General features: G+C 40.8%; 21 protein-coding genes. 20 read left to right on the top strand and 1 reads right to left on the bottom strand.

Annotated features, from left to right (window positions below; genetic code table 11):
* The 16 genes from NSQ44_RS10470 (at nt 1) to NSQ44_RS10395 (ending at nt 15,512) form a co-directional block, all read left to right on the top strand.
* Complete coding sequence (locus tag NSQ44_RS10470; protein WP_082829320.1) at nt 1-129, top strand: YfhE family protein; 129 nt, start codon at nt 1-3, stop codon at nt 127-129.
* A gap of 103 nt (nt 130-232) precedes the next feature.
* On the top strand, nt 233-415 hold the full coding sequence (locus NSQ44_RS10465) for a YfhD family protein (RefSeq protein WP_063386722.1): 183 nt from the start codon (nt 233-235) through the stop codon (nt 413-415).
* A gap of 427 nt (nt 416-842) precedes the next feature.
* A complete protein-coding gene (yfmF, locus tag NSQ44_RS10460; RefSeq protein WP_340857011.1) occupies nt 843-2,120 on the top strand; it encodes an EF-P 5-aminopentanol modification-associated protein YfmF in 1,278 nt (425 codons plus the stop codon).
* Nucleotides 2,117-3,406, top strand: a complete 1,290-nt coding sequence (gene yfmH, locus NSQ44_RS10455; protein WP_094246013.1) for an EF-P 5-aminopentanol modification-associated protein YfmH — start codon at nt 2,117-2,119, stop codon at nt 3,404-3,406. Before yfmF ends, yfmH begins: the two co-directional genes overlap by 4 nt.
* 15 nt (nt 3,407-3,421) lie before the next feature.
* Entirely contained in the window at nt 3,422-4,135 is a 714-nt protein-coding gene (ymfI, locus tag NSQ44_RS10450) for an elongation factor P 5-aminopentanone reductase (RefSeq protein ID WP_445659532.1), read from the top strand.
* 72 nt (nt 4,136-4,207) lie between these two features.
* Entirely contained in the window at nt 4,208-4,465 is a 258-nt protein-coding gene (locus tag NSQ44_RS10445) for a DUF3243 domain-containing protein (protein ID WP_094246011.1), read from the top strand.
* Nucleotides 4,466-4,609: 144 nt separating this feature from the next.
* Entirely contained in the window at nt 4,610-5,404 is a 795-nt protein-coding gene (locus NSQ44_RS10440) for a YmfK family protein (protein ID WP_339196472.1), read from the top strand.
* A gap of 15 nt (nt 5,405-5,419) precedes the next feature.
* Entirely contained in the window at nt 5,420-6,307 is an 888-nt protein-coding gene (locus tag NSQ44_RS10435; protein ID WP_340857009.1) for a helix-turn-helix domain-containing protein, read from the top strand.
* 54 nt (nt 6,308-6,361) lie between these two features.
* Nucleotides 6,362-6,940, top strand: coding sequence for a CDP-diacylglycerol--glycerol-3-phosphate 3-phosphatidyltransferase (gene pgsA, locus NSQ44_RS10430; protein ID WP_327862729.1), 579 nt, complete (start codon nt 6,362-6,364; stop codon nt 6,938-6,940).
* Between the two features lie 18 nt (nt 6,941-6,958).
* Nucleotides 6,959-8,218 (top strand): competence/damage-inducible protein A, encoded by a 1,260-nt coding sequence (locus NSQ44_RS10425; RefSeq protein ID WP_340857008.1) that lies wholly within the window; start codon nt 6,959-6,961, stop codon nt 8,216-8,218.
* A 136-nt stretch (nt 8,219-8,354) separates the two neighbouring features.
* Nucleotides 8,355-9,395: a recombinase RecA gene (recA, locus tag NSQ44_RS10420; RefSeq protein ID WP_340857007.1), complete on the top strand. Its 1,041-nt coding sequence runs from the start codon at nt 8,355-8,357 to the stop codon at nt 9,393-9,395.
* Nucleotides 9,396-9,642: 247 nt separating this feature from the next.
* On the top strand, nt 9,643-11,202 hold the full coding sequence (gene rny / locus NSQ44_RS10415; protein ID WP_340857006.1) for a ribonuclease Y: 1,560 nt from the start codon (nt 9,643-9,645) through the stop codon (nt 11,200-11,202).
* 82 nt (nt 11,203-11,284) lie between these two features.
* On the top strand, nt 11,285-12,079 hold the full coding sequence (locus tag NSQ44_RS10410) for a TIGR00282 family metallophosphoesterase (protein ID WP_063386731.1): 795 nt from the start codon (nt 11,285-11,287) through the stop codon (nt 12,077-12,079).
* Nucleotides 12,080-12,257: 178 nt separating this feature from the next.
* Complete coding sequence (gene spoVS, locus NSQ44_RS10405; RefSeq protein WP_003181955.1) at nt 12,258-12,518, top strand: stage V sporulation protein SpoVS; 261 nt, start codon at nt 12,258-12,260, stop codon at nt 12,516-12,518.
* A gap of 369 nt (nt 12,519-12,887) precedes the next feature.
* The gene (locus tag NSQ44_RS10400; protein ID WP_063386732.1) at nt 12,888-14,645 is read left to right on the top strand and encodes a 2-oxoacid:acceptor oxidoreductase subunit alpha; all 1,758 of its coding nucleotides are present in this window, start codon (nt 12,888-12,890) and stop codon (nt 14,643-14,645) included.
* Nucleotides 14,646-15,512 carry a 2-oxoacid:ferredoxin oxidoreductase subunit beta gene (locus tag NSQ44_RS10395; RefSeq protein WP_063386733.1) on the top strand — a complete coding sequence of 289 codons (867 nt, stop codon included), beginning with the start codon at nt 14,646-14,648 and terminating at the stop codon, nt 15,510-15,512. It abuts the gene before it with no gap.
* 165 nt (nt 15,513-15,677) lie between these two features.
* Here the strand turns inward: NSQ44_RS10395 and NSQ44_RS10390 are convergent, their stop codons facing one another.
* Nucleotides 15,678-17,009 (bottom strand): IS4 family transposase, encoded by a 1,332-nt coding sequence (locus NSQ44_RS10390; RefSeq protein ID WP_044899035.1) that lies wholly within the window; start codon nt 17,007-17,009, stop codon nt 15,678-15,680.
* Between the two features lie 291 nt (nt 17,010-17,300).
* Here NSQ44_RS10390 and miaB point away from each other — a divergent pair, with 291 nt between their 5' ends.
* From miaB to mutS, 4 genes are all read left to right on the top strand, one after another.
* Nucleotides 17,301-18,833 carry a tRNA (N6-isopentenyl adenosine(37)-C2)-methylthiotransferase MiaB gene (miaB, locus tag NSQ44_RS10385; RefSeq protein WP_094246007.1) on the top strand — a complete coding sequence of 511 codons (1,533 nt, stop codon included), beginning with the start codon at nt 17,301-17,303 and terminating at the stop codon, nt 18,831-18,833.
* Nucleotides 18,833-19,258 carry a RicAFT regulatory complex protein RicA family protein gene (locus NSQ44_RS10380; RefSeq protein ID WP_340857005.1) on the top strand — a complete coding sequence of 142 codons (426 nt, stop codon included), beginning with the start codon at nt 18,833-18,835 and terminating at the stop codon, nt 19,256-19,258. The genes miaB and NSQ44_RS10380 overlap by 1 nt, the downstream gene beginning before the upstream one ends.
* A 229-nt stretch (nt 19,259-19,487) precedes the next feature.
* The gene (cotE, locus tag NSQ44_RS10375; RefSeq protein WP_063386736.1) at nt 19,488-20,042 is read left to right on the top strand and encodes an outer spore coat protein CotE; all 555 of its coding nucleotides are present in this window, start codon (nt 19,488-19,490) and stop codon (nt 20,040-20,042) included.
* Between the two features lie 502 nt (nt 20,043-20,544).
* Entirely contained in the window at nt 20,545-23,163 is a 2,619-nt protein-coding gene (gene mutS / locus NSQ44_RS10370; protein WP_340857004.1) for a DNA mismatch repair protein MutS, read from the top strand.
* Nucleotides 23,164-23,170: the final 7 nt, after the last annotated feature.

The following is a 23,170-nucleotide window of genomic DNA, read 5'->3' as shown; positions in this document are numbered from 1 at the left end:
ATGGCAAAAGATGCGAAACGTAAAAAAACAAAAAGCAGTTTGAGCAGCGCCCAAGAAGTCACTTATTCGAGAGCGTTTAAAATGGCTGACAGAGCGGGAGGCTTTTCAGAAAAACATGAAAGCCATTAAAGCATAAAAATGCCAATTATAAAATGCTCCGAACATGTCACCCTAATGGATAGGACATGTTGTGAAAGCAACTGTCTACACCCTCTTTGCGGAGGTGCGCAAAATGGGAAGAGCACATAAGCAAAAAGCGCGTGATAAAAACAAAGCTAAGCTGCCGCAAGTGCCAAAAAATTTGAAGTCAGACGGCAAAAGTATTGAATTTTCAAGAGAGCTTGCCGACAAGGACGATCTTCAAGCATTGGCTCGCTCTGCTGCAGCGGACAAAAGGCAACAGAAAAGAACATAAAGGCTGTTTCAAAAGCTGTGCCTGAAAAATAATGATGAAAGACAACAGAATTCATTTTCTGTTGTCTTTTTAAGTATATGGTATTTTTTTACTTAAAATTGAACAATAAACTGAAACACACAAAAAAGTATTGGGCAACGATCAATAGTGTGTTTTCTCCGAGAATCTGCTAAAGACTTTTTAATTCCTGCATCTATCGTATAGTATACCCCTATTTATAGATGTCATAAGTTAGCTGATCTGGCTAGAGACATCCCTGCTTTTTGTTAAATAATTAACAGTAATATAATTATGTAAACTTTAAATAATAATTCATTTCGTTATGATTTCCTTCAATATCCTATGATTGATATAATTACTAATAACGTGTTTTTTCATGATTGGAAACAATAACATATAGAAAGCTTTCAGGCTTAGGAGGGATAGAATGGGTTTTTTACAAGAGCAAGTAAGCGAAATAAACGGGATTCAGCTGCATACCGTTTCATCAAATGCTTTTAAAACAAATTCACTCATTTTAAGGTTAAAGGCGCCGCTATCGGAAAAGGATGTAACCATTCGAGCTTTGCTTCCCCATGTTTTGCAAAGAGGTACAGCATCCTACCCATCCACAACTGAATTAAGGAAATATTTGGATGATTTGTACGGTGCAACACTGCAAGTCGATTTAGCCAAAAAGGGAGAAAACCATATCATTACGTTCCGGATGGAAATCCCGAATGAAAAATTTTTAAAAGATAAGACACCTTTATTGGAAAAAGGGATCGAATTGTTGTCCGAAGTACTTCTTTCGCCTCCTCTTCAAGAAGGGGTGTTCAATCAAAGCATTATCGAACAAGAAAAGCGGACATTAAAACAGCGCATTCAAGCGGTTTATGACGATAAAATGCGTTATGCGAATTTACGTTTAATCCAAGAAATGTGCAAAACTGAGCCGTACCGTCTGCATGTCAACGGAGAGAAAGAGCATATCGACCAAATTTCTCCTCAACAGCTGACGGATTATTATACAAACATGCTGCAGCATGATGAAGTCGATTTATTTGTGATCGGGGATATTGAAAACGAACGAGTGGCTGATATTGTCAGGAAATATTTCCGATTAACAAAATCCAATCAACAAGCTAGGGCTGAAAGTGTTGAAAAAAAAATTGAGAAGGTTAACGAAGTTATCGAAGAACAAGACATTACCCAAGGGAAATTGAACATCGGGTACCGCACGCACACAACATATAGTGATCATGATTATTACGCATTGCAAGTGTTTAATGGCATCTTTGGGGGATTTCCGCATTCGAAGCTGTTTCTAAACGTTCGCGAAAAGAACAGTCTTGCTTATTATGCTTCCTCGAGAGTGGAAAGCCATAAAGGCTTGTTAATGGTGATGTCAGGAATTGAAATGAAGAACTACGAACGTGCTCTTACGATTATTCATGAACAAATGGAAGCGATGAAAAAAGGAGATTTTACAGATAAAGAATTGGAACAAACGAAAGCGGTGATCAAAAATCAGTTGCTGGAAACAATCGATACCCCTTACGGAATGACGGAAGTGCTGTACCACAATGTTGTTGCGAAAACAAACCGAACTATTGAAGAATGGATCGAAGGGGTAGAAAAGGTCCAAAAAGACGAAATCGTCCAGCTTGCTGAAAAAATTCAACTGGATACGGTTTATTTTTTGAAAGGGGGCGGATCTTTATGATAAAAGAAATTACATTCGATCAACTGAAAGAAACGTATTATTATAAGAAAATGGAAAATGGATTAGATGTTTATGTCCTTCCAAAACAAGGGATTCATAAAACGTATGCGACATTCACCACTAAATACGGTTCTATTGACAATAAATTCGTTCCAATTGGAAAAGAGGAAATCGTTCACGTCCCGGACGGCATTGCTCACTTTTTGGAACATAAGCTTTTTGAAAAAAAGGATGGGGACGTATTTCAACAGTTTAGTGAACAAGGGGCATCGGCCAATGCATTTACATCCTTCACGAGAACGGCATATCTTTTTTCCAGCACGGCAAATGTTGAAAAAAATTTAGAAACGTTAGTAGATTTTGTCCAAAGTCCTTATTTTACTGACCAATCCGTTGAAAAAGAAAAAGGCATTATAGGTCAAGAAATCAACATGTACCAAGACAATCCTGATTGGCGGCTTTATTTTGGACTCATCCAAAACATGTATGAAAGCCATCCAGTACGGATTGACATTGCCGGCACAATTGATTCGATAAATCAAATTACAAAAGAGCAGCTTTATGAATGCTACGAAACGTTTTACCATCCCAGCAACATGCTCCTGTTTGTGATCGGGCCTGTTCAACCGGAAAAAATTATCAAGCAAGTGGAAGAGAATCAGGCAAAAAAAGATTTTAAAAAGCCAACGAATATTGTTCGTGAACAAATACAGGAAAGAGATGAAGTGTTTAAAACGAGTGAAAAAATTTATATGAATGTCAAGTCGTCGAAATGCTTAGTCGGCTTAAAGGCAAAACATCCTTTCCGAAAAGGGGAAGAGCTGCTTACGCATGAGCTTTCCATGAATTTAATTTTAGAAATGCTTTTTGGCAAAAGCTCAAAGCTTTATTTGGAATTGTATGAAAAAGGGCTCATTGATGATACGTTCAGCTTCGATTATACAGAGGAGTACAGTTTCGGTTTTGCTATGGTCGGCGGCGATACCGACCGGCCGGATGAGCTGAGTGAATATATAAAAGAAGCTCTTATGAAAAGCAAGCAATCGTTATTTACCGATGAGCAGCTGGAAGCCGCCAAAAAGAAAAAAATCGGCTCTTTTTTAAGGGCTTTTAATTCTCCTGAATTTATCGCCAATCAATTTACCCGGTATCAATTTAACGAAATGAATCTGTTCGATGTTGTGCAAGCTTTAGAAAATGTAAACATGGACACGATTGAAGCAGTTTTAAAAGAAGCGATTGATGAAGATTATTTAACAGTTTTCCAAGTTTTGCCGAAATCATAATATTGCGGAGGGGAAATCTTGAAAACAGCGTTAGTAACTGGAGCCAGCGGAGGAATCGGAAAAGCGGTTGTAGAAAAATTGGCTCAAGAAGGATATCAAATTTATGCTCAATACTTTCGAAACATTGAACCGTTAAAAGAAGCAATGAAGTTATATGATCAGATCATTCCAGTTTATGCGGATTTGTCATCGGAAAGCGGAACGGAACAATTACTTGAAAACATTCCATCTTCTATAGATGCTCTTATTTTTGCTAACGGTATTTCCCACTACGGACTGATTCAAGATGTTTTGATGGAAGATTATCAAAAAATTATACAGCTTCATCTCACGTCGCCTTTTTTTATTACTCAAAAAGTAGTCAGTGGAATGATAAGAAAACAAAAAGGAAGCATTCTTTTTATCTCCTCTATATGGGGGCAGACAGGAGCCAGCTGTGAAGCTTTGTATTCCATGGCAAAAGGGGGGCAAATTTCCTTTGTGAAAGCACTAGCGAAGGAATTAGCGCCTTCCAATATTCGCGTCAACGCCGTTGCGCCAGGCATGATCGATACAAGTATGAATGATCGATTCTCTCCTGAAGAATTGGAAGATATTAAAAACAGCATCCCCCTTGAAAGAAATGGAAAGCCTGAAGAAGTCGCGAATGTTGTTTTATTCCTTATTAGCGAGCAAGCTTCCTACATTACAGGTCAGGTGATTGCTGTCAATGGAGGATGGTACTGCTGATTCCCTCTTCGTATAAAAACTGCATGATCAAGGGAAAATAAAAATTGATTAAACGATAAAGGAGGGGAACATATGTCAGTATTGGAAAATTGGAATCAATGGAAAGATTTTTTGGCGGATCGCCTCCAGCAAGCAGAAAGCGGCGGATTGTCCCAAGAGGTTATTTCCAATTTAGCGTATGAAATCGGTGATTATTTAGCAAAGCAAGTGGAGCCGAAAAACCCTGAAGAAAAAATTCTTCACGATCTGTGGAGTGTCGCTTCAAAAGAGGAGCAACATGCAATCGCCAACATGATGGTGAAACTTGTTCGAAATGACAGCGTTCATTAGGATGTTTTTCATTTATTACTGTCAAGTTAGGGCACTTGGTGAAATGACCAAGATGCCTTTTTTTTTCCTTGCAATTATCCTTTCTTCTTTATCTAAAATGATTTATTATAAATTTATAGGTGTGTTATTTGGGGGTCTTTGAAGGTGGAAAAAACTGAATGGTATTTAGAATATAAAATTCAAAAAAACCGGCCGGGGCTGCTGGGAGATGTTTCATCTTTGCTCGGTATGCTGAACATTAATATCGTTACGATTAACGGCGTTGATGATATGCGCCGCGGGATGCTTCTGCGCTGCGAAACGATTGAACAAATTAAAAGGCTTGAATCTATTCTGAATACGATGGACAACATAACAGTGACAAAATTGCGGCAGCCTAAGCTGAGAGATCGTCTTGCTGTCCGTCATGGATTTTATATTCAACGGGATGCAGATGATAAAAAGACGTTCCGTTTTGTTCGCGATGAACTTGGTATTCTTGTGGATTTTATGGCCGAGCTCTTTAAACAAGACGGTCATAAATTAATCGGCATACGTGGAATGCCTCGTGTCGGAAAAACAGAATCGATCGTAGCGGCGAGCGTCTGTGCGAATAAAAGATGGCTTTTTCTCTCTTCAACCATGCTGAAGCAAACTGTCCGGGAAAGGCTGATTGCTGATGAATACCGGACAGATAACGTGTTTATTTTAGATGGAATCGTCACGATGAAAAGAGGCTCTGAACAGCATTTGCAATTAGTTCGGGAAGTGATGCAGCTTTCGGCAACGAAAGTCGTGGAGCATCCAGATATTTTCGTTCAGAGCTCCGAATATACTTTGGATGATTTCGACTACATTATTGAACTAAGACATCACCCTGATGAAGAAATTACGTATGACGTCGTAGAAAATAATCATCAGCCGTTTGGCCACTCAATTTATAATGGATTTGATTTTTAGAAAGGTGGGTACGTTTTGACCGAGTTAGGTAACCATCTGAGACAAGCTAGGCTGGAAAAAAACATCTCACTCGATGACTTGCAGGAAATAACTAAAATTCAAAAGCGCTATTTAATCGGCATTGAGGAAGGAAACTACTCGATCATGCCGGGGAATTTTTATGTGCGTGCGTTTATTAAACAATACGCGGAAGCGGTTGACCTTGATCCGGATGTTTTATTTGAACAGTATAAAAATGAAATACCAAGTACATATGATGAGATACCTGAGAAATTGTCCCGCGTTCAAACGCATAAAGAGCTTCCAAAGCCGGCTTCCAAATTTTTAGAGCTGTTGCCGAAGCTTGCCGTCATCGCTGTTATTATTTTGGTGGCGATTATCGTTTGGGTGCTTTCCCAGCGTGGAAGCACAGATGAAGGCGTTCAGACGGAGGACGATACAAAATCCGTCAAAATAGAAACCTCTGGCGTGGAGCCTGAGAAAAAAGAGCAAAATAATATTGACGATGAAAAAGACCGTTCGGTTGAAGAAACAGAACAAGAGGAGAAAAAAGAAGAGAACGCCGAAAATGAAACGAAGCAAACATTGACGGTAAAGGAAGTAAGAGGGAAAGAAACCGTATATGAATTGTCCAATGCGGACAAATTGGTGATCGATATTTCAACCAATGGGAATTCGTGGATAGAAGTGAAGAACGGAAAAGGAAAATCGTTTTTTGCAGGAATGATGCGACAAAATGAGCAGAAAACGGTTGATGTAACAGCGGAAGAAGAAGCAAAAATCGTTGTAGGCGATGCTCGATTTACGACCATTCAAGTGAATGGAGAAGCCGTTTCTTATGAAACGGACCCGAATAAAATGGTTCGGCAGGATATTATCATTTTAAATAACAAGGATGAATAAGTCATCGTACGAGATGGCTTATTCTTTCTTACTTTATGCTAGTGGAGGTACAAAATGAATTTGCCTAATCGAATCACTGTATCAAGAATTATGCTAATTCCAATATTTATGATTGTGATGCTTGGCGATTTTAACTGGGGAAATTGGTCGGTCGGTGAAGTAGTTATTCCTGTCAATCATGTCGTTGGCGCCCTCATTTTTATTTTAGCTTCGACGACCGATTGGATTGATGGATATTATGCACGCAAGCTTGGACTTGTGACAAATTTAGGAAAGTTTTTAGATCCTCTTGCCGATAAATTGCTAGTTTCTTCTGCTCTCATCATATTGGTGGAAATAGGTGCTGCTCCGTCTTGGATTGTCATTCTGATCATCAGCCGTGAATTTGCCGTAACCGGATTGCGTTTAGTTCTGGCTGGGGAAGGAGAAGTCGTAGCAGCTAATATGCTCGGCAAAATAAAAACATGGACGCAGATTGTGGCTATTTCCGCTTTGCTTTTACATAATATACCTTTTGAATGGATTTCATTTCCATTTGCAGACATTGCTTTGTGGGTTGCGCTCTTTTTTACCATTTTATCTGGATGGGACTATTTCATGAAAAATAAACACGCGTTTGTCAATTCGAAATAACCATGTGGAGGAAAATGTATGAATGTAAATGCTGAAATTATTGCTGTCGGTTCAGAACTGTTGCTTGGACAGATCGCCAACACAAACGCCCAATTTATATCAAGAAAGCTTGCCGAAATAGGCGTAAATGTTTTTTATCATACGGTCGTTGGAGACAATGCTGAGAGGCTCAAGCATACGATCGAAACGGCAAAAAAACGGTCGAATTGCATCATTTTTACCGGCGGGCTCGGCCCGACAAAAGATGATTTGACGAAAGAAACGATTGCACGTATTTTGAATAAACGTCTCGTGATCGACGAGGCGGCGATGAAAAACATTGAGGATTTTTTTAAACGGACGAAACGGACAATGTCGGAAAACAATCGGAAACAAGCATTAGTTTTGGAAGGTTCTACTGTTTTGCCAAATCATTACGGAATGGCGCCAGGAATGGCGTTAGAGGCGAACGGAATTATATATTTGCTAATGCCGGGTGTTCCGAAAGAAATGAAGCCGATGTTTATCAACTACGGTGTGCCGTTTTTGCAATATCATTACGGGTTAAAAGAAAAAATCATCTCGCGTGTGCTTCGTTTCTTTGGCGTCGGCGAATCTCAGCTTGAAACAGATATAGAGGATCTGATTGATCAGCAAACAAATCCGACCATCGCGCCGCTGGCAAAAGACGGCGAAGTAACATTGCGCCTGACAGCAAAACATGAAGATGAGTCGACTGCGCTGAAGCTGATTGACGAAACAGAAAAAAAGATTTTAAGCCGTGTTGGCCGATATTTTTATGGACACGGTGAAACTTCGATCCAAGAGCAGCTTATGAAGCTTCTAAAAGAAAAGCAATATACTATTTCGGCTGCAGAAAGTTTGACGGGCGGTCTTTTTTCCGAACAGCTGACCCATTTTCCAGGCGCTTCGAATGTTGTGCTTGGAGGAATTGTCTGCTATACAAACGAAGTGAAGCAGCATGTTCTTGGCGTGTCGGAAGAAACGTTGAAAACAAAAGGAGCCGTTAGCTCTGAATGTGCGAAAGAAATGGCGGAAAATATAAAAAAATTGACCGGCAGCAATATCGGCATCAGCTTTACGGGAGTGGCAGGACCTGATCCTTCTGAAGGAAAAGAAGTTGGGACTGTCTATATCGGCATTCAATTCGATGATCGGCCGACAGCAGTCTTTGAGCTTCATCTTTCCGGTACTCGGGAAGGGATCAGGCACAGAACGGCAAATTATGGCTGCTACTATGTAATGAATGTAATAAAGGAAATGGAAAACCGGTTATGAGCGTCTTCATCCGGTTTTTTAATTTTTATATAATGAAAATTAAAAAACGAATAAATGTTCCCTTTTTTCTTGGCAAACAGGAAAAAACACGGTATATTTATTTTGAAGCTATCAATTTTTTAAGGAGGAAATTGTATTGAATCATGATCGTCAAGCTGCCTTGGAAATGGCGTTAAAACAGATTGAAAAACAATTCGGAAAAGGTTCGATAATGAAGCTTGGAGAACAAGCTGAGCGAAAAGTTTCAACAGTTCCAAGCGGATCGCTGGCATTGGATGCAGCTCTTGGCGTCGGCGGATATCCTCGAGGTCGGATTATTGAAATATATGGACCGGAAAGCTCCGGTAAAACGACAGTGGCCCTTCATGCCATTGCTGAAGTTCAAGCTCTAGGCGGGCAAGCAGCGTTCATCGATGCGGAACATGCGCTCGACCCTGTCTATGCGCAAAATTTAGGTGTTAATATTGATGAACTGCTTTTGTCGCAGCCCGATACCGGCGAGCAGGCTCTTGAGATTGCAGAAGCCCTCGTTCGCAGCGGTGCAGTCGACATCATTGTCATTGACTCGGTCGCAGCACTCGTCCCAAAAGCGGAAATTGAAGGCGAAATGGGCGATGCGCATGTCGGATTGCAGGCGCGTCTTATGTCGCAAGCGCTTCGGAAGCTTTCAGGAGCCATCAGCAAGTCGAAAACCATTGCGATTTTTATTAATCAAATAAGGGAAAAAGTGGGCGTCATGTTCGGAAATCCCGAGACAACTCCAGGGGGACGCGCGCTGAAATTTTACTCATCTGTCCGCCTTGAAGTGCGCAGAGCTGAACAGCTGAAACAAGGAAATGATATGGTAGGAAACAAAACGAAAATTAAAGTTGTCAAGAACAAAGTAGCGCCTCCTTTTAGAACGGCAGAAGTTGATATCATGTACGGGGAAGGGATTTCAAAAGAAGGAGAAATCATCGACCTGGGAACGGAATTGGATATTATACAAAAAAGCGGTTCGTGGTATTCTTACCAAGAGGAGCGTTTAGGACAGGGAAGAGAAAATGCAAAGCAATTTTTGCGCGAAAATCCGGATATTCGCGATGCCATTCAGCAAGAAATTCGCAAGGCATATGGCCTTGAAAAGAATGAACCTATGCAAGAGGGGCAGGAAACGTTCGAGCTTTTGGATGAATAATGTACGCACATCTTAGCGTAAGGCTGGCGGAGTAGCCGGTCTTATTTTTTTGATCAAAAAAGCCCCATCCTTTGTTCGACAAGATGAAAACTTGACAAGGGTTATTCCCACATTTAAAATGAATATGTATATTTTTTCATTTTTGCAATATATTTAACATATTTTTTTGGAAAATGTTATCGGGAGAGTAAATGTGTAATGCCGACACTTTCTTTGTGACAAGTTCATAGCAAGAGGAGGTGAAAGAATGGAACTCATTGAAATCATCTCCATTTTGCTTGGCCTAATCGTCGGTGCAGTTGTTGGTTATTTTGTTCGAAAATCCATTGCTGAAGCGAAAATAGCGGGTGCAAAAAACGCCGCGGAACAAATTCTTGAAGATGCTAAGCGTGAAGCTGAAGCAACGAAAAAAGAAGCGCTTCTGGAAGCAAAGGATGAAATTCATAAGCTTCGTTTGGAAGTAGAAAAAGAAATTCGCGAAAGAAGAAATGAACTTCAAAAACAAGAAAACCGTTTAATGCAAAAAGAGGAGAATCTCGATCGAAAAGATGAATCATTAGATAAGCGTGAGGCGATGCTAGATAAAAAAGAAGATTCTCTAAATGAAAGACAACAGCATATTGAAGAGATGGAAAGCAAAGTGGAAAAGATGGTGCAAGAAGGACAAATAGAGCTTGAACGCATTTCTGGTTTATCGCGTGATGAGGCGAAACAAATCATCCTTGAACGAGTGGAAAAGGAACTTTCTCATGATATTGCTGTAATGGTGAAAGAAGCAGAAACAAAGGCGAAAGAAGAAGCAGACAAAAAAGCAAAGGCAATTCTTTCCCTTGCTATACAGCGCTGTGCAGCAGATCATGTGGCTGAAACGACCGTTTCTGTTGTGAATTTGCCAAATGACGAAATGAAAGGCAGAATTATCGGCAGAGAAGGAAGAAATATTCGCACTCTTGAAACATTGACAGGGATCGACCTCATCATCGACGATACACCGGAAGCGGTTATTTTATCAGGCTTTGATCCGATTCGCCGTGAAACAGCAAGAATTGCGCTTGACAAGCTTGTTCAAGACGGGCGCATTCATCCAGCGCGAATTGAAGAAATGGTGGAAAAATCGCGGCGGGAAGTGGACGAGCATATTAGGGAAATCGGAGAACAAACGACATTTGAAGTTGGCGTTCACGGTCTTCATCCGGATTTGATCAAAATTTTAGGCAGATTGAAATTTCGAACGAGCTATGGCCAGAACGTGCTGAAGCATTCAATAGAGGTTGCCTTTTTAACCGGATTGATGGCTGCCGAATTAGGTGAGGATCAAATCCTTGCAAGACGTGCAGGGCTTCTGCACGACATCGGAAAAGCCATTGACCACGAAGTAGAAGGAAGCCATGTTGAAATCGGCGTGGAGCTGGCAACGAAGTATAAAGAACACCCGGTTGTCATCAACAGCATTGCTTCCCATCATGGGGATGAAGAACCGACATCGGTAATTGCGGTTTTAGTTGCAGCGGCTGATGCTTTATCGGCAGCACGGCCGGGTGCCCGCAGTGAAACGCTTGAAAATTATATTCGCAGGCTTGAAAAATTGGAGGAAATTTCCGAGTCGTTTGAAGGTGTGGAAAAATCGTACGCCATTCAAGCAGGCCGCGAAGTTCGCATCATGGTAAAACCGGATGCAATAGATGATTTAGAAGCTCATCGATTAGCAAGAGATATTCGCAAGCGGATCGAAGAAGAGCTTGACTACCCTGGACATATTAAAGTGACCGTCATTAGGGAAACTCGTGCGGTTGAATATGCCAAATAAAGTGGTACATGAAAATGTGCCGCTTTATTTTTTTTTCAATTTATGCAAAACTATATAATAAACATTTAGAAAGGAATTCATCATGAAAGTTTTATTTGTGGGCGATGTGGTAGGAGCAAAAGGGAGAGAAATGGTTGAACAATATTTGCCGAAGCTGAAGAAAAAATATAATCCTGAAGTAACAATTGTCAATGGTGAAAATTCTGCACATGGCAAAGGAATAACTATGAAAATTTACCAGAAGCTTCTTTCATTGGGAGTTCAGGCAGTGACAATGGGCAACCATACTTGGGATAAAAAAGAAATTTTTGAATTTATCGATGAAGCAAAAGCGTTGGTTCGACCGGCTAACTTTCCTGAAGGCACACCAGGAAAAGGAATCGTGTACGTGGAAGCGGATGGAAAAGAGCTTGCAGTCATAAACCTCCAGGGAAGAACATTTTTGCCGGCAATCGATTGCCCTTTTCGGAAAGCGGATGAATTGATTCAAGAAGCGAAGAAAAGAACTCCATATATTTTTGTTGATTTTCATGCGGAAGCAACGAGCGAAAAACAAGCGATGGGCTGGTATTTGGATGGGAAAGTTTCCGCAGTGGTTGGCACTCATACACACGTTCAAACTGCCGATGAAAGAATTTTAGATAAAGGAACGGCATTTATTACCGATGTCGGGATGACAGGACCATATGACGGTATTTTAGGAGTTGACAGGGAAGCAGTATTAAAAAAATTTTTAACGAATCTCCCTGTTCGGTTTGAAATCAATGAAGGCAGAGGACAATTAAATGCCGTATTAGTGGAAATTGAGGAAGGAACCGGCAAAGCGAAATCGATCAAACGAATATTAATCAATGATGATCACGTTTATTTTGAATAAATTAAATAAAAAAAAATTAAAAATAAGCAGGAATACTGCCAAACTTTAGGGAATATAGTAACTATGGGATGGAACCAATTGTTCAAGAGGTGATGGGTCTTTTGAACAATGCATCTAACAGCATTTGTTCCAATAAATTTTCACGAACCATTGTAAAAAATGAAGGGGGAACTAGGAAATGGAAATATTAAAAGTTTCAGCAAAATCTAATCCGAATTCTGTCGCCGGAGCGCTAGCAGGGGTGCTGAGGGAGCGTGGAGCCGCCGAAATTCAAGCGATTGGAGCTGGAGCATTGAATCAAGCTGTAAAAGCGGTAGCGATAGCAAGAGGATTTGTAGCTCCGAGCGGTGTTGACTTAATTTGTATTCCGGCATTTACAGATATTCAAATAGACGGTGAAGAACGAACAGCCATTAAATTGATTGTTGAGCCGAGATAACATGTTTAAATAAATTAGCTAAACAGTCTGCACTCCTTTTCGGTTGCAGACTGTTTTTTGCTTAAAATGTTGATAATATTTATCGGTTTTATTATAATTTCATTATACAGAAATAAAGAATGGTGAATATTTAAAATTTTTTGTCATTACAAGCATTTAAACTTGTAATTTTGATTATTTAGGGATAAAATTGAAATCGTTTAGGATTATCCCAAAAATTTTAAGGTATGGTGGTTTTGCTGCCAGAACAAGGTTATTATGGCTAAAAATAGCATAATTCATCATCATAGACTTTTCGGCAGGGCAGTGGGCCTCTAAAATACCGGAAATGATAAAGATATTTTAGATCCAAAGGAGTGTAACATAGAAATGGTAAACCAACTCTCATGGAAAGTCGGTGGGCAGCAAGGAGAAGGAATCGAAAGTACAGGAGAAGTCTTTGCAATTACGCTCAACCGGCTTGGTTATTACCTATATGGATACCGCCACTTTTCTTCACGAATTAAAGGGGGACATACAAACAATAAAATTCGTGTCAGCACGAAGAAAGTTCGAACGATAAGCGATGATTTAGATATTCTTGTTGCTTTTGACCAAGAAACGATCGATTTTAATTTTCATGAATTGCGGGACGGCGGAGTTATACTTGCCGATGCAAAGTTTGGACCGAAAATCCCTGAAGGAAGCAATGTTTCCTTATATTCAGTACCTTTTACGGAAATCGCTTCAGAGCTGGGAACATCTTTAATGAAGAACATGGTTGCAATCGGTGCAACAAGCGCAATTTTGAATCTTGACCCGTCATTATTTCAGGAAGTTGTACAAGACACTTACGGAAGAAAAGGCGAACAAGTCGTCTTAAACAACATGGAGGCGATTAGAAAAGGCGCCCAATATTTAAAAGAAGAATTAGGGTTTGACCGTTCAGATCTTTATTTGGAAAAAGCGGATGGTCAAAAGCGGATGTTCATGATTGGAAACGACGCCATCGCTCTAGGTGCGATTGCCGCTGGTGCACGCTTTATGGCTGCCTATCCGATTACTCCCGCTTCGGAAATTATGGAATATTTGATTAAAAAGCTTCCAGATTTAGGAGGAGCTGTCATTCAGACGGAAGACGAAATCGCTGCAGCCACAATGGCGATTGGAGCCAACTATGCCGGCGCTAGGGCATTTACTTCCTCTGCTGGTCCAGGTTTATCATTAATGATGGAATCGATCGGTCTGTCAGGCATGACGGAAACTCCGCTAGTCATAGTTGATACACAGCGCGGTGGTCCGAGCACTGGACTTCCAACTAAGCAGGAGCAATCGGATTTAATGGCTATGATTTACGGAACACATGGAGAGATACCAAAAATTGTTATTGCACCGAGCACGGTGGAAGAAGCATTTTATGATACGGTTGAGGCGTTTAACTTAGCGGAAGAGTACCAATGCCCTGTGATTGTACTTTCTGATTTGCAGCTTTCTCTTGGTAAGCAAACGGTTGAACCTCTTTCCTATGAATCTATCCAAATTCGGCGCGGAAAACTATTAAATGAAGAATTAGTTCCGGAAGCAGGCAATCAAGGGTATTTCAAACGCTATGAAATAACAGAAGACGGTATATCGCCGCGAGTGATTCCTGGAATGAAAAACGGCATCCACCATGTGACAGGTGTTGAGCACGATGAAACCGGAAAACCTTCGGAAGCTGCCGCAAACAGAAAGGCGCAAATGGAAAAACGGCTTCGCAAATTAGAACAAATAGAGTTCAACAATAAAGTTCATAAAAATGACAAGCATGAAGAGCCGGATATTTTGTTCATTGGCTACATTTCGACAAGAGGGGCCATTGAGGAAGCGATGGAACGACTAGAAGAAGACGGAGTGAAAGTGAACCATGCGCACATCCGTCTCATTCATCCATTCCCGAAAGAGGAAATTCGCCCGCTCATTGAAAAGGCCAAACAAGTCATCGTTGTGGAGCATAATGCAACAGGACAATTAGCAAATCTTATAAAAATGAATGTCGGATTTGCTGACAAAATTCAATCTCTATTAAAATATGACGGAAACCCGTTCCTGCCGAATGAAATTTATACGCAAAGCAAGGAGTTCACAAAACAAGGAGTGTTGTTCTAAATGGCCACTTTTAAAGATTTTCGCAACAATGTCAAACCGAATTGGTGTCCGGGTTGCGGCGATTTCTCGGTTCAAGCAGCTATACAGAGGGCAGCTGCGAATGTCGGTTTGGAACCGCATCAGCTTGCAGTCATTTCCGGAATTGGATGCTCAGGAAGGATTTCAGGTTATATATATTCTTACGGCTTCCATGGAATTCACGGTCGTGCGCTGCCGATCGCACAAGGCGTAAAAATGGCGAACCAAGATTTAACGGTCATAGCAGCTGGCGGTGACGGCGATGGGTTTGCTATTGGTACGGCGCATACCATTCATTCGATGAGAAGAAATATCGACATTACGTATATTGTGATGGACAACCAAATTTACGGGTTGACAAAAGGACAAACGTCCCCAAGAAGTGATGTCGGTTTTAAAACAAAAAGCACCCCGCAAGGTTCAATTGAATCTCCGCTGTCCGTAATGGAATTGGCGTTAACAGCAGGTGCTACGTTTGTTGCGCAAAGCTTTTCGACAGATTTAAAAGATTTAACTTCCTTGATCGAACAAGCAATTCAGCATAAAGGCTTTTCCTTTATCAACGTGTTCAGTCCTTGCGTTACTTATAACAAAGTGAACACATACGACTGGTTTAAAGAGAATTTAACAAAGCTGAAAGATATTGAAGGATATGATCCTTCTGACAAAAAACTTGCGATGCAAACGTTAATGGAATATAACGGTCTTGTAACAGGTCTTATTTATCAAAATAAAGAACAAAAACCATATGAAGAGCTTGTTCCAGGATTCGGCGAAGTGCCGCTTGCAAAAGCTGAACTGAAACTTAGCAAAGAAAAATTTGACGAATTAGTAGCAGAGTTTATGTAGGAGAGGGGGTTCCCCTCCATACCCGTCAAGTTAGCGGTATAAAATTTTTTAGGATGATACGCATGTTCGAAAAATCAATCAAAGGATGAAGAGAAAACCAAATGCTGGGCATGCCAAATAACCCTCAAGAAGAGGGTTATTTGGCATTTATATCCATGACCCACACTACCATATCCCCAATTTCTTTAAAAGATCCGATACCGTTTCCTCTCCTTTCCTTCGGTCTTTCCTCGCGTGTTTCCTTAACAGAGATAGGAGAGATGGAAGGGCGGTTTCCATCGCTTGGGGATGCAAAAGAAACCGATGCCAATACGATTGGAGGATATTAAGCGCTTTCCATTCACTGATCTCGATTCCCTCCCGTTGATGCCAATACCTTCGGGCTTGGAACAGAAGAGTCTGCGTGACTAAAATGGCAATCAATGTCCCATATAAGTGGCATTCGAATCGTTCCTTCTTCATCTTTTTGACACGGTCAAGATCAAATAAGGATTTCCAGCCCTTAAATAACAGCTCCACTTGCCAGCGCAGCGAATACAGCTCATAAACTTGTTGCGCATCAAACGATTCTTGTGGTAAATTGGTCAGTAAGATGTGATATTTCTTTTGTTCAAGGGTTTGGCGTGACAGCGCCTTCCCTTTCTTTTTTTCCTTTTTCCGCACATACGTCAGCCGTTTTTCCCATTCTTCCGCCGTGAGACGGCGAAAAATCAGACGCGGAACATACAGGCGTTGGTGTCCGATATACACGTGTTCCACTTCCACGGCTTCCCCCTCGCCCAATCGATTTCCTATCGATTCCCAATCCCATTCGTGCCACTCCCCGTCCTGTTTGATATAGACTTTGATATCGGAACGCAACCGGGTAATATAATAAGCACCTCGAGCATCGATCTCCGCCAGCGTGGCGAGTGAAAAAAACCCCAGATCCCGAATGCAAAGGTCATTCGGTAAAATCGTGTGCTGGGTATGATAAGCAAAACGGGCATCGGAATCATTGGCCTGTTGGACGCACAGCTGAAGACAGGTTCCCGATAACAGCTCATACTCAAATTGGATTTTGGCGCCAGATGAAACCGAACCTTGATAGTCCTCACCATAGTCGGCCGGAAGTAAAAAACTGGTAGAGTCTAAGATCCGCAGACGGGTGAAACAAGCGCGATACGTCTCGGTGATGGAAGAGAGTGCCGGACGTTGATGCATCAGGAGAGTAAAAAAGACCTCTTTTAAAAACGCCACGGCACGAGGCGTAAACCGCTGATTCAGTCCTTCATTCGAGAGAGAGCAATCATGCCAGAGCGCCAAATCGGCACACAACCGCTGAAGCGACTGACAGGCGAGCGATCCGTCTCCCCAAGCACATAGCGTCAGAAAGGCTTCCGCTGTTAATGAACGCTGCCGCTGAATGAATCCGACTTTCCGTGCCAGACGGGTCAGTTCTTCAGAGGAGAAGAGTTGACGAATCGTTTTTATCCATGCCTTCATCTTTTTTGCCATCAAAAAATAATCCTTTCCAACGATGATTTTCGTTAGAAAGGATACCATGTTTTTGGCGCTGAAAAAAGATCAAATTCTTAACTTGATGGCTATGGGGTTCCCCTCTCTCTTTTTTTGATTTCAATTGTTAAAGGAAGAAATCTACTTTTTGCTTATTTCTAGAAATCTTGTATCGAAAATTTTAAAAAAAGTGTCTTTATTATAAAATAATGGTGCAATATTGTGTTCTGCTACTTAACACGATATACTATAAAACAGTGTACACTTTTAAATATGAAGGAGTAATGCGCCATGAATGAAAAACAACGATTAGCAACCACGTTTGTGAATCCTTCGGACAAAAAATCCGAGAAGGATTACAGTAAGTATTTCGAGCGTGTTTACATTCCGCCTTCTTTAAAAGATGCGAAAAAGCGCGGAAAAGAAGAAGTGAAATACCATAAAGATTTTGTCATTCCTGAACATTTAAAAGGAATGGGAGAAGGCAGAAAGTTTTATATTCGCACATACGGATGTCAAATGAATGAACATGATACGGAAGTGATGGCCGGTATTTTTATGCAGCTCGGATATAAGCCGACTGACAGCACAGAAGATGCTGATGTTATTTTGTTAAACACATGTGCGATCAGGGAAAACGCTGAAAACAAAGTATTTGGGGAAATTGGGCATTTGAAGCCGCTCAAAATGGAAAAGCCGGATCTTATCTTAGGTGTTTGTGGCTGCATGTCCCAAGAAGAATCTGTTGTCAACAAAATTTTAAAGCAGTACCAATATGTTGATTTAATTTTTGGAACACACAACATTCACCGCCTTCCGCATTTGTTGAATGAAGCGTACATGTCGAAGGAAATGGTCGTGGAGGTTTGGTCAAAAGAAGGCGATGTGATTGAAAACCTTCCGAAAGTCCGGAAAGGAAATATTAAAGCTTGGGTCAATATTATGTACGGCTGCGACAAATTTTGCACGTATTGCATTGTTCCGTACACTCGAGGCAAAGAACGGAGCCGCAGACCGGAGGATATTATTCAAGAAGTTCGCCACCTTGCAGCGCAAGGGTATAAAGAAATCACATTACTTGGTCAAAACGTAAATGCCTACGGGAAAGATTTTGACGATATCAAATACGGCCTAGGCGATTTAATGGACGAGCTTCGAAAAATCGATATCGCCAGAATTCGTTTTACCACAAGTCACCCGAAAGATTTTGACGACCGTTTAATTGAAGTTTTGGCCAAAGGCGGCAACCTTGTCGATCATATCCATCTTCCGGTGCAGTCAGGCAGCTCGGAAATATTGAAATTGATGGCACGCAAATATACGCGTGAACAGTATTTAGAATTAGTGCAAAAAATTAAAAAGGCGATTCCAAACGTTTCGTTAACGACTGATATCATTGTCGGCTTTCCAAATGAGACGGATGAACAGTTTGAAGAAACACTGTCCCTCTATCGAGAAGTCGGCTTTGACAGCGCCTATACGTTCATTTATTCGCCTCGGGAAGGAACACCTGCTGCTAAAATGAAAGATAATGTCCCGATGGAAGTGAAAAAAGAACGGCTGCAGCGTTTAAATGCATTAGTCAACGAAATTTCCGCCCAAAAAATGAAAGAATATGAAGGCAAAGTCGTTGAGGTATTAGTTGAAGGCGAGAGCAAAAACAATCCTGACATTTTGGCAGGGTATACGAGAAAAAATAAACTAGTTAACTTTAAAGGTCCGAAATCGGCGATTGGTCAGCTTGTAAAAGTGAAAATTACAAAAGCCAAAACCTGGACTCTTGATGGAGAAATGGTGGAAGAGCAAATTGGGGTGACATTGTAATGGCGTATACGAAAGACGATATTTTAGAAAAGGCAAAAGAACTGGCGCAAATGATAGCCGAAACAGAGCAAGTTGACTTCTTTAAAAAAGCGGAAGAACAAATTAACGAAAATCAAAAAGTTCGGGAAATGATTGCCAGCATTAAAAGCCTGCAAAAACAAGCCGTCAATTTTCAGCATTTCGGAAAGCATGAAGCTCTCAAACAAGTGGAGGAGCAAATTGACAGCCTGTATGAAGAATTAGATCAAATTCCGATCGTCCAGCAATTTAAAGAATCGCAAATTGAAGTTAACGATCTTCTTCAATTAGTAGCGAATACAATTTCAAACCATGTGACAAATGAAATTATTCGCTCAACTGGAGGCAATCTGTTAACGGGTGAAACAGGCGCTCAAATTCGGAATAAACATGGATCTTGCCATTAATCTCAGCTATTTTTGAAAAAATAAAAACCGTTTGAGCTTATGAACAATCGGTATTTCTATGATTTCGGCCAATCCTCCCTCATTTTGTTTAAAGACGCGTCAGCGTCTTTTTTAATTTTTGGTACATATTTTCAGGCTCATGCATAGAATGAACTAGAAGGATTTATGAAAATATCGAGCTTGTCCTAGCGAAAATCTTTTTACGATCGTTTTGAGGAGGGTTTGGCAAATGGCAGAATATAGGGAAATCATAACGAAAGCGGTAGTAGCAAAAGGTCGAAAGTTTACTCAAGCAACACATACGATTAGTCCTGAGAAGAAGCCAGCAAGTATTTTGGGTGGTTGGATTATTAACCATAAATATGATGCGCAAAAACGGGGGAAAACAGTTGAAATCGAGGGAACATATGATATTAACGTTTGGTACTCATTTGATGAAAATACGAAAACAGAAGTAGTTACAGAGCGTGTCAAGTATACAGATGTGTTAAAATTACGATATAAAGATGACAACTATTTAGATGACGAGAACGAAGTGGTTGCCCGTGTTTTGCAGCAGCCGAATTGTCTGGAAGTCACCATTTCTCCAAACGGCGAAAACATTGTGGTTCAAGTAGAAAGAGAATTTTTAGCAGAGGTCATCGGAGAAACGAAAGTGGTCGTCTCCGTCCATCCTAACAACTTGTCTGAATCCGATGAGGAATGGGATGATTGGGAAGAGGATTTAGAGGATGAAATAGAAGATTTAACGCCAGAGCTTTTAGAAGGTGAACCAGAAGAATAATGAAAAACTAGGAGGGCTGCTTCCTAGTTTTTTTATGTCAAAGGTTTGGCGGAATAAACAAATCTGTGAATAATCGTGCCCTTGCTTCCTAGTTTTTTTATGTCAAAGATTTGACGGGAAAAACTAATTTTGCGATAATCGCTCGCTGGGTTCCTTGTTTTTTCGGCAAATGTTTGACGGAATAAACAATCTACGAATAATCGTGCCATTGCTTCCTGTTTTTTATGTCAAAGGTTTGGCGGAATAAACTAATTTGCGATAATCACGCACCTGCTTCTTAATTTTTTATGTCAAAAGTTTAAAGGAATAAACAAATCCGCCATTAATCATGAACATTTATGTCAAAGGTTGACGCAATAAACAAATTTGCGAATAATCATGTACGTGCTTTTTAGTTTTATTGTTTTGTCATAGGTTATTTGAGCGAATAAGTTTTTTTCGGAATAAAGAGTTTGTGTTATAATAAAAGATGTTAACTTTTACATACAGTCGGGGGATGAACATGGCACAATACACGCCAATGATACAGCAATATTTAAACATCAAGGCAGACTATCAGGATGCCTTTTTATTTTTTCGTTTAGGCGATTTTTATGAAATGTTTTTTGAGGATGCCATCAAGGCTTCTCAAGAATTGGAAATTACGTTAACAAGCCGTGATGGCGGGGGCGAGGAAAGAATCCCGATGTGCGGGGTGCCGTATCACTCAGCCTCAAGCTACATCGAACAGCTCATTGAAAAGGGCTATAAGGTGGCGATTTGTGAACAAACAGAAGATCCGAAACAAGCAAAAGGTGTTGTGAAACGGGAAGTCGTTCAGCTCATTACACCAGGAACATTAATGGAAGGAAAAGGGCTAGGCGAGAAAGACAACCAATATATTGCTTCCGTTACGGTCTTTGAAGCGCTTTTCGGCTTAGCTTTGACAGATATTACGACAGGGGAATCATATGTCACCCTTCTCTCCACAATGGAGGACTGCTTGGGCGAGCTTTATTCCCGCCAAGTGAAAGAGATTGTAGTGGCAGATGATTTTCCTGAGAAACTGAAAAAAATGATATTAGAAAGACAGCCTGTGACATTTTCGATTGAAAAAGACGCAGCTTATCTTGAAAAATTAGACAGCATTGCAGGACATTTGCAAGATCAGCGGCTGAAAATAACGTTTGCAAGGCTATACAACTATTTAGAACGGACGCAAAAACGGACGCTTGAGCATTTGCAAAAGGTGGAGTTTTATCAATTAAATCAATATTTGAAAATTGATATGTACTCGAAAAGAAATTTGGAGCTGACCGAGACGATTCGGTCGAAAGGAAAAAAAGGCTCCCTTCTTTGGCTGCTAGATGAGACGAAAACAGCTATGGGCGCGCGTCTGCTGAAGCAATGGATTGACCGTCCGCTTATTGACAAAAAAGAAATTGAAAAGCGGCAAAATATCGTTGGAATGTTGATCGACCGCTATATCGAAAGAGAAGAACTAAGGGAATTGCTAAAGGAAGTATACGACTTAGAAAGACTGTCGGGAAAAATTGCGTTCGGAAATGCAAATGCAAGAGATCTGATTCAATTGAAAAAGTCGCTTGAAAAAATTCCTGAGATTCGCTCAATCGTTGCTTCGTTAGGAATTGCTGATTCAAAACAAATAAAAAAAGAAATTGATCCTTGTGAAAGCTTGAAGGAGTTGCTTCAAAAAGCGATTATCGAAAACCCGCCGATTTCAGTCAAAGAGGGGAACATCATTAAGGACGGATTTAACGAAGAATTGGATCGCTACAGAGATGCAGCGAGAAACGGAAAAACGTGGATAGCAGAGCTGGAAAAAAGAGAAAGAGAGCTGACAGGAATTAAATCGCTTAAAATCGGCTACAACAAAGTGTTTGGATATTATATTGAAGTAACGAAAGCGAATCTTCATCTTTTGGATGAAGGAAGATATGAACGGAAACAGACGCTGGCCAATGCCGAACGTTATGTGACACCAGAGCTGAAAGAGAAAGAAGCGTTGATTTTAGAAGCGGAAGAAAAAATCGTTGATCTTGAGTATGAATTGTTCGTGCAAATTCGCGACGAAGTAAAGCAATATATTCCTAGATTGCAGCTCTTGGCTAAAAAGATTGCCGAGCTTGACTGCCTGCAATGCTTTGCTGTAATCAGCGAAGAACGACATTATACGAAACCGTCCTTTTCCGACTCCGAGCTTTACATAAAAGACGGTCGTCATCCAGTCGTAGAAAAAGTGATGGAATCCGAAAACTATGTTCCGAATGATTGCTGGATGAAAGAAGGAAGGAACATTCTTTTAATCACCGGTCCAAACATGTCAGGAAAAAGTACGTACATGCGGCAAATTGCTTTAACGGCTGTTTTGGCGCAAATCGGCTGCTTTGTCCCTGCCAGCGAAGCGGTTCTGCCGATCTTTGACCAAATTTTTACTAGAATTGGAGCGGCTGACGATTTAGTATCAGGGCAAAGTACGTTTATGGTGGAAATGCTGGAAGCCAAAAATGCGATTGTACATGCCACGAATCAAAGCTTGATTTTATTTGACGAAATCGGGCGCGGGACATCGACATATGACGGCATGGCGCTTGCTCAAGCGATAATCGAATACATTCACGACCACATCGGAGCCAAAACATTGTTCTCGACCCATTATCACGAATTAACCGTGCTCGGAGATGAATTGCAAAATGTGCAGAACGTCCATGTTAAGGCAATAGAGGAAAACGGAAAGGTTGTTTTTCTCCATAAAGTGGATGAAGGGGCGGCTGATCAAAGCTACGGAATTCATGTTGCTGAGCTTGCGGAGCTTCCTGAAATTCTTATCCAAAGGGCAAAAGAAATATTGAGCAAGCTCGAAGGAGACAATCAGAAAGAGAAACATACACCATCCGTCATCGAGCATTCGGTGGAACCGAGCATCGAGTATTCTGCGGAGCCAAGCCAGCTTTCTTTATTCGGCGATGAAATAGCAGAGAAGAAAAAAGAGCCGGCAGGGAAAAAGCTTTCATCAAAGGAAAAAGAGGTGCTCTCCATCATTTCTTCCTTAGATCTATTGGATATGACGCCTCTTGAAGCATTAAACACACTGTATGACATCCAAAAGAAATTGAAATAGGTGATGA

Origin of the sequence: Aeribacillus sp. FSL M8-0254 (assembly GCF_038008845.1) — a bacterium.
Taxonomy (GTDB): Bacteria; Bacillota; Bacilli; order Bacillales; family Aeribacillaceae; genus Aeribacillus; species Aeribacillus composti.
This window is presented reverse-complemented; position numbering and strand designations above follow the sequence as displayed.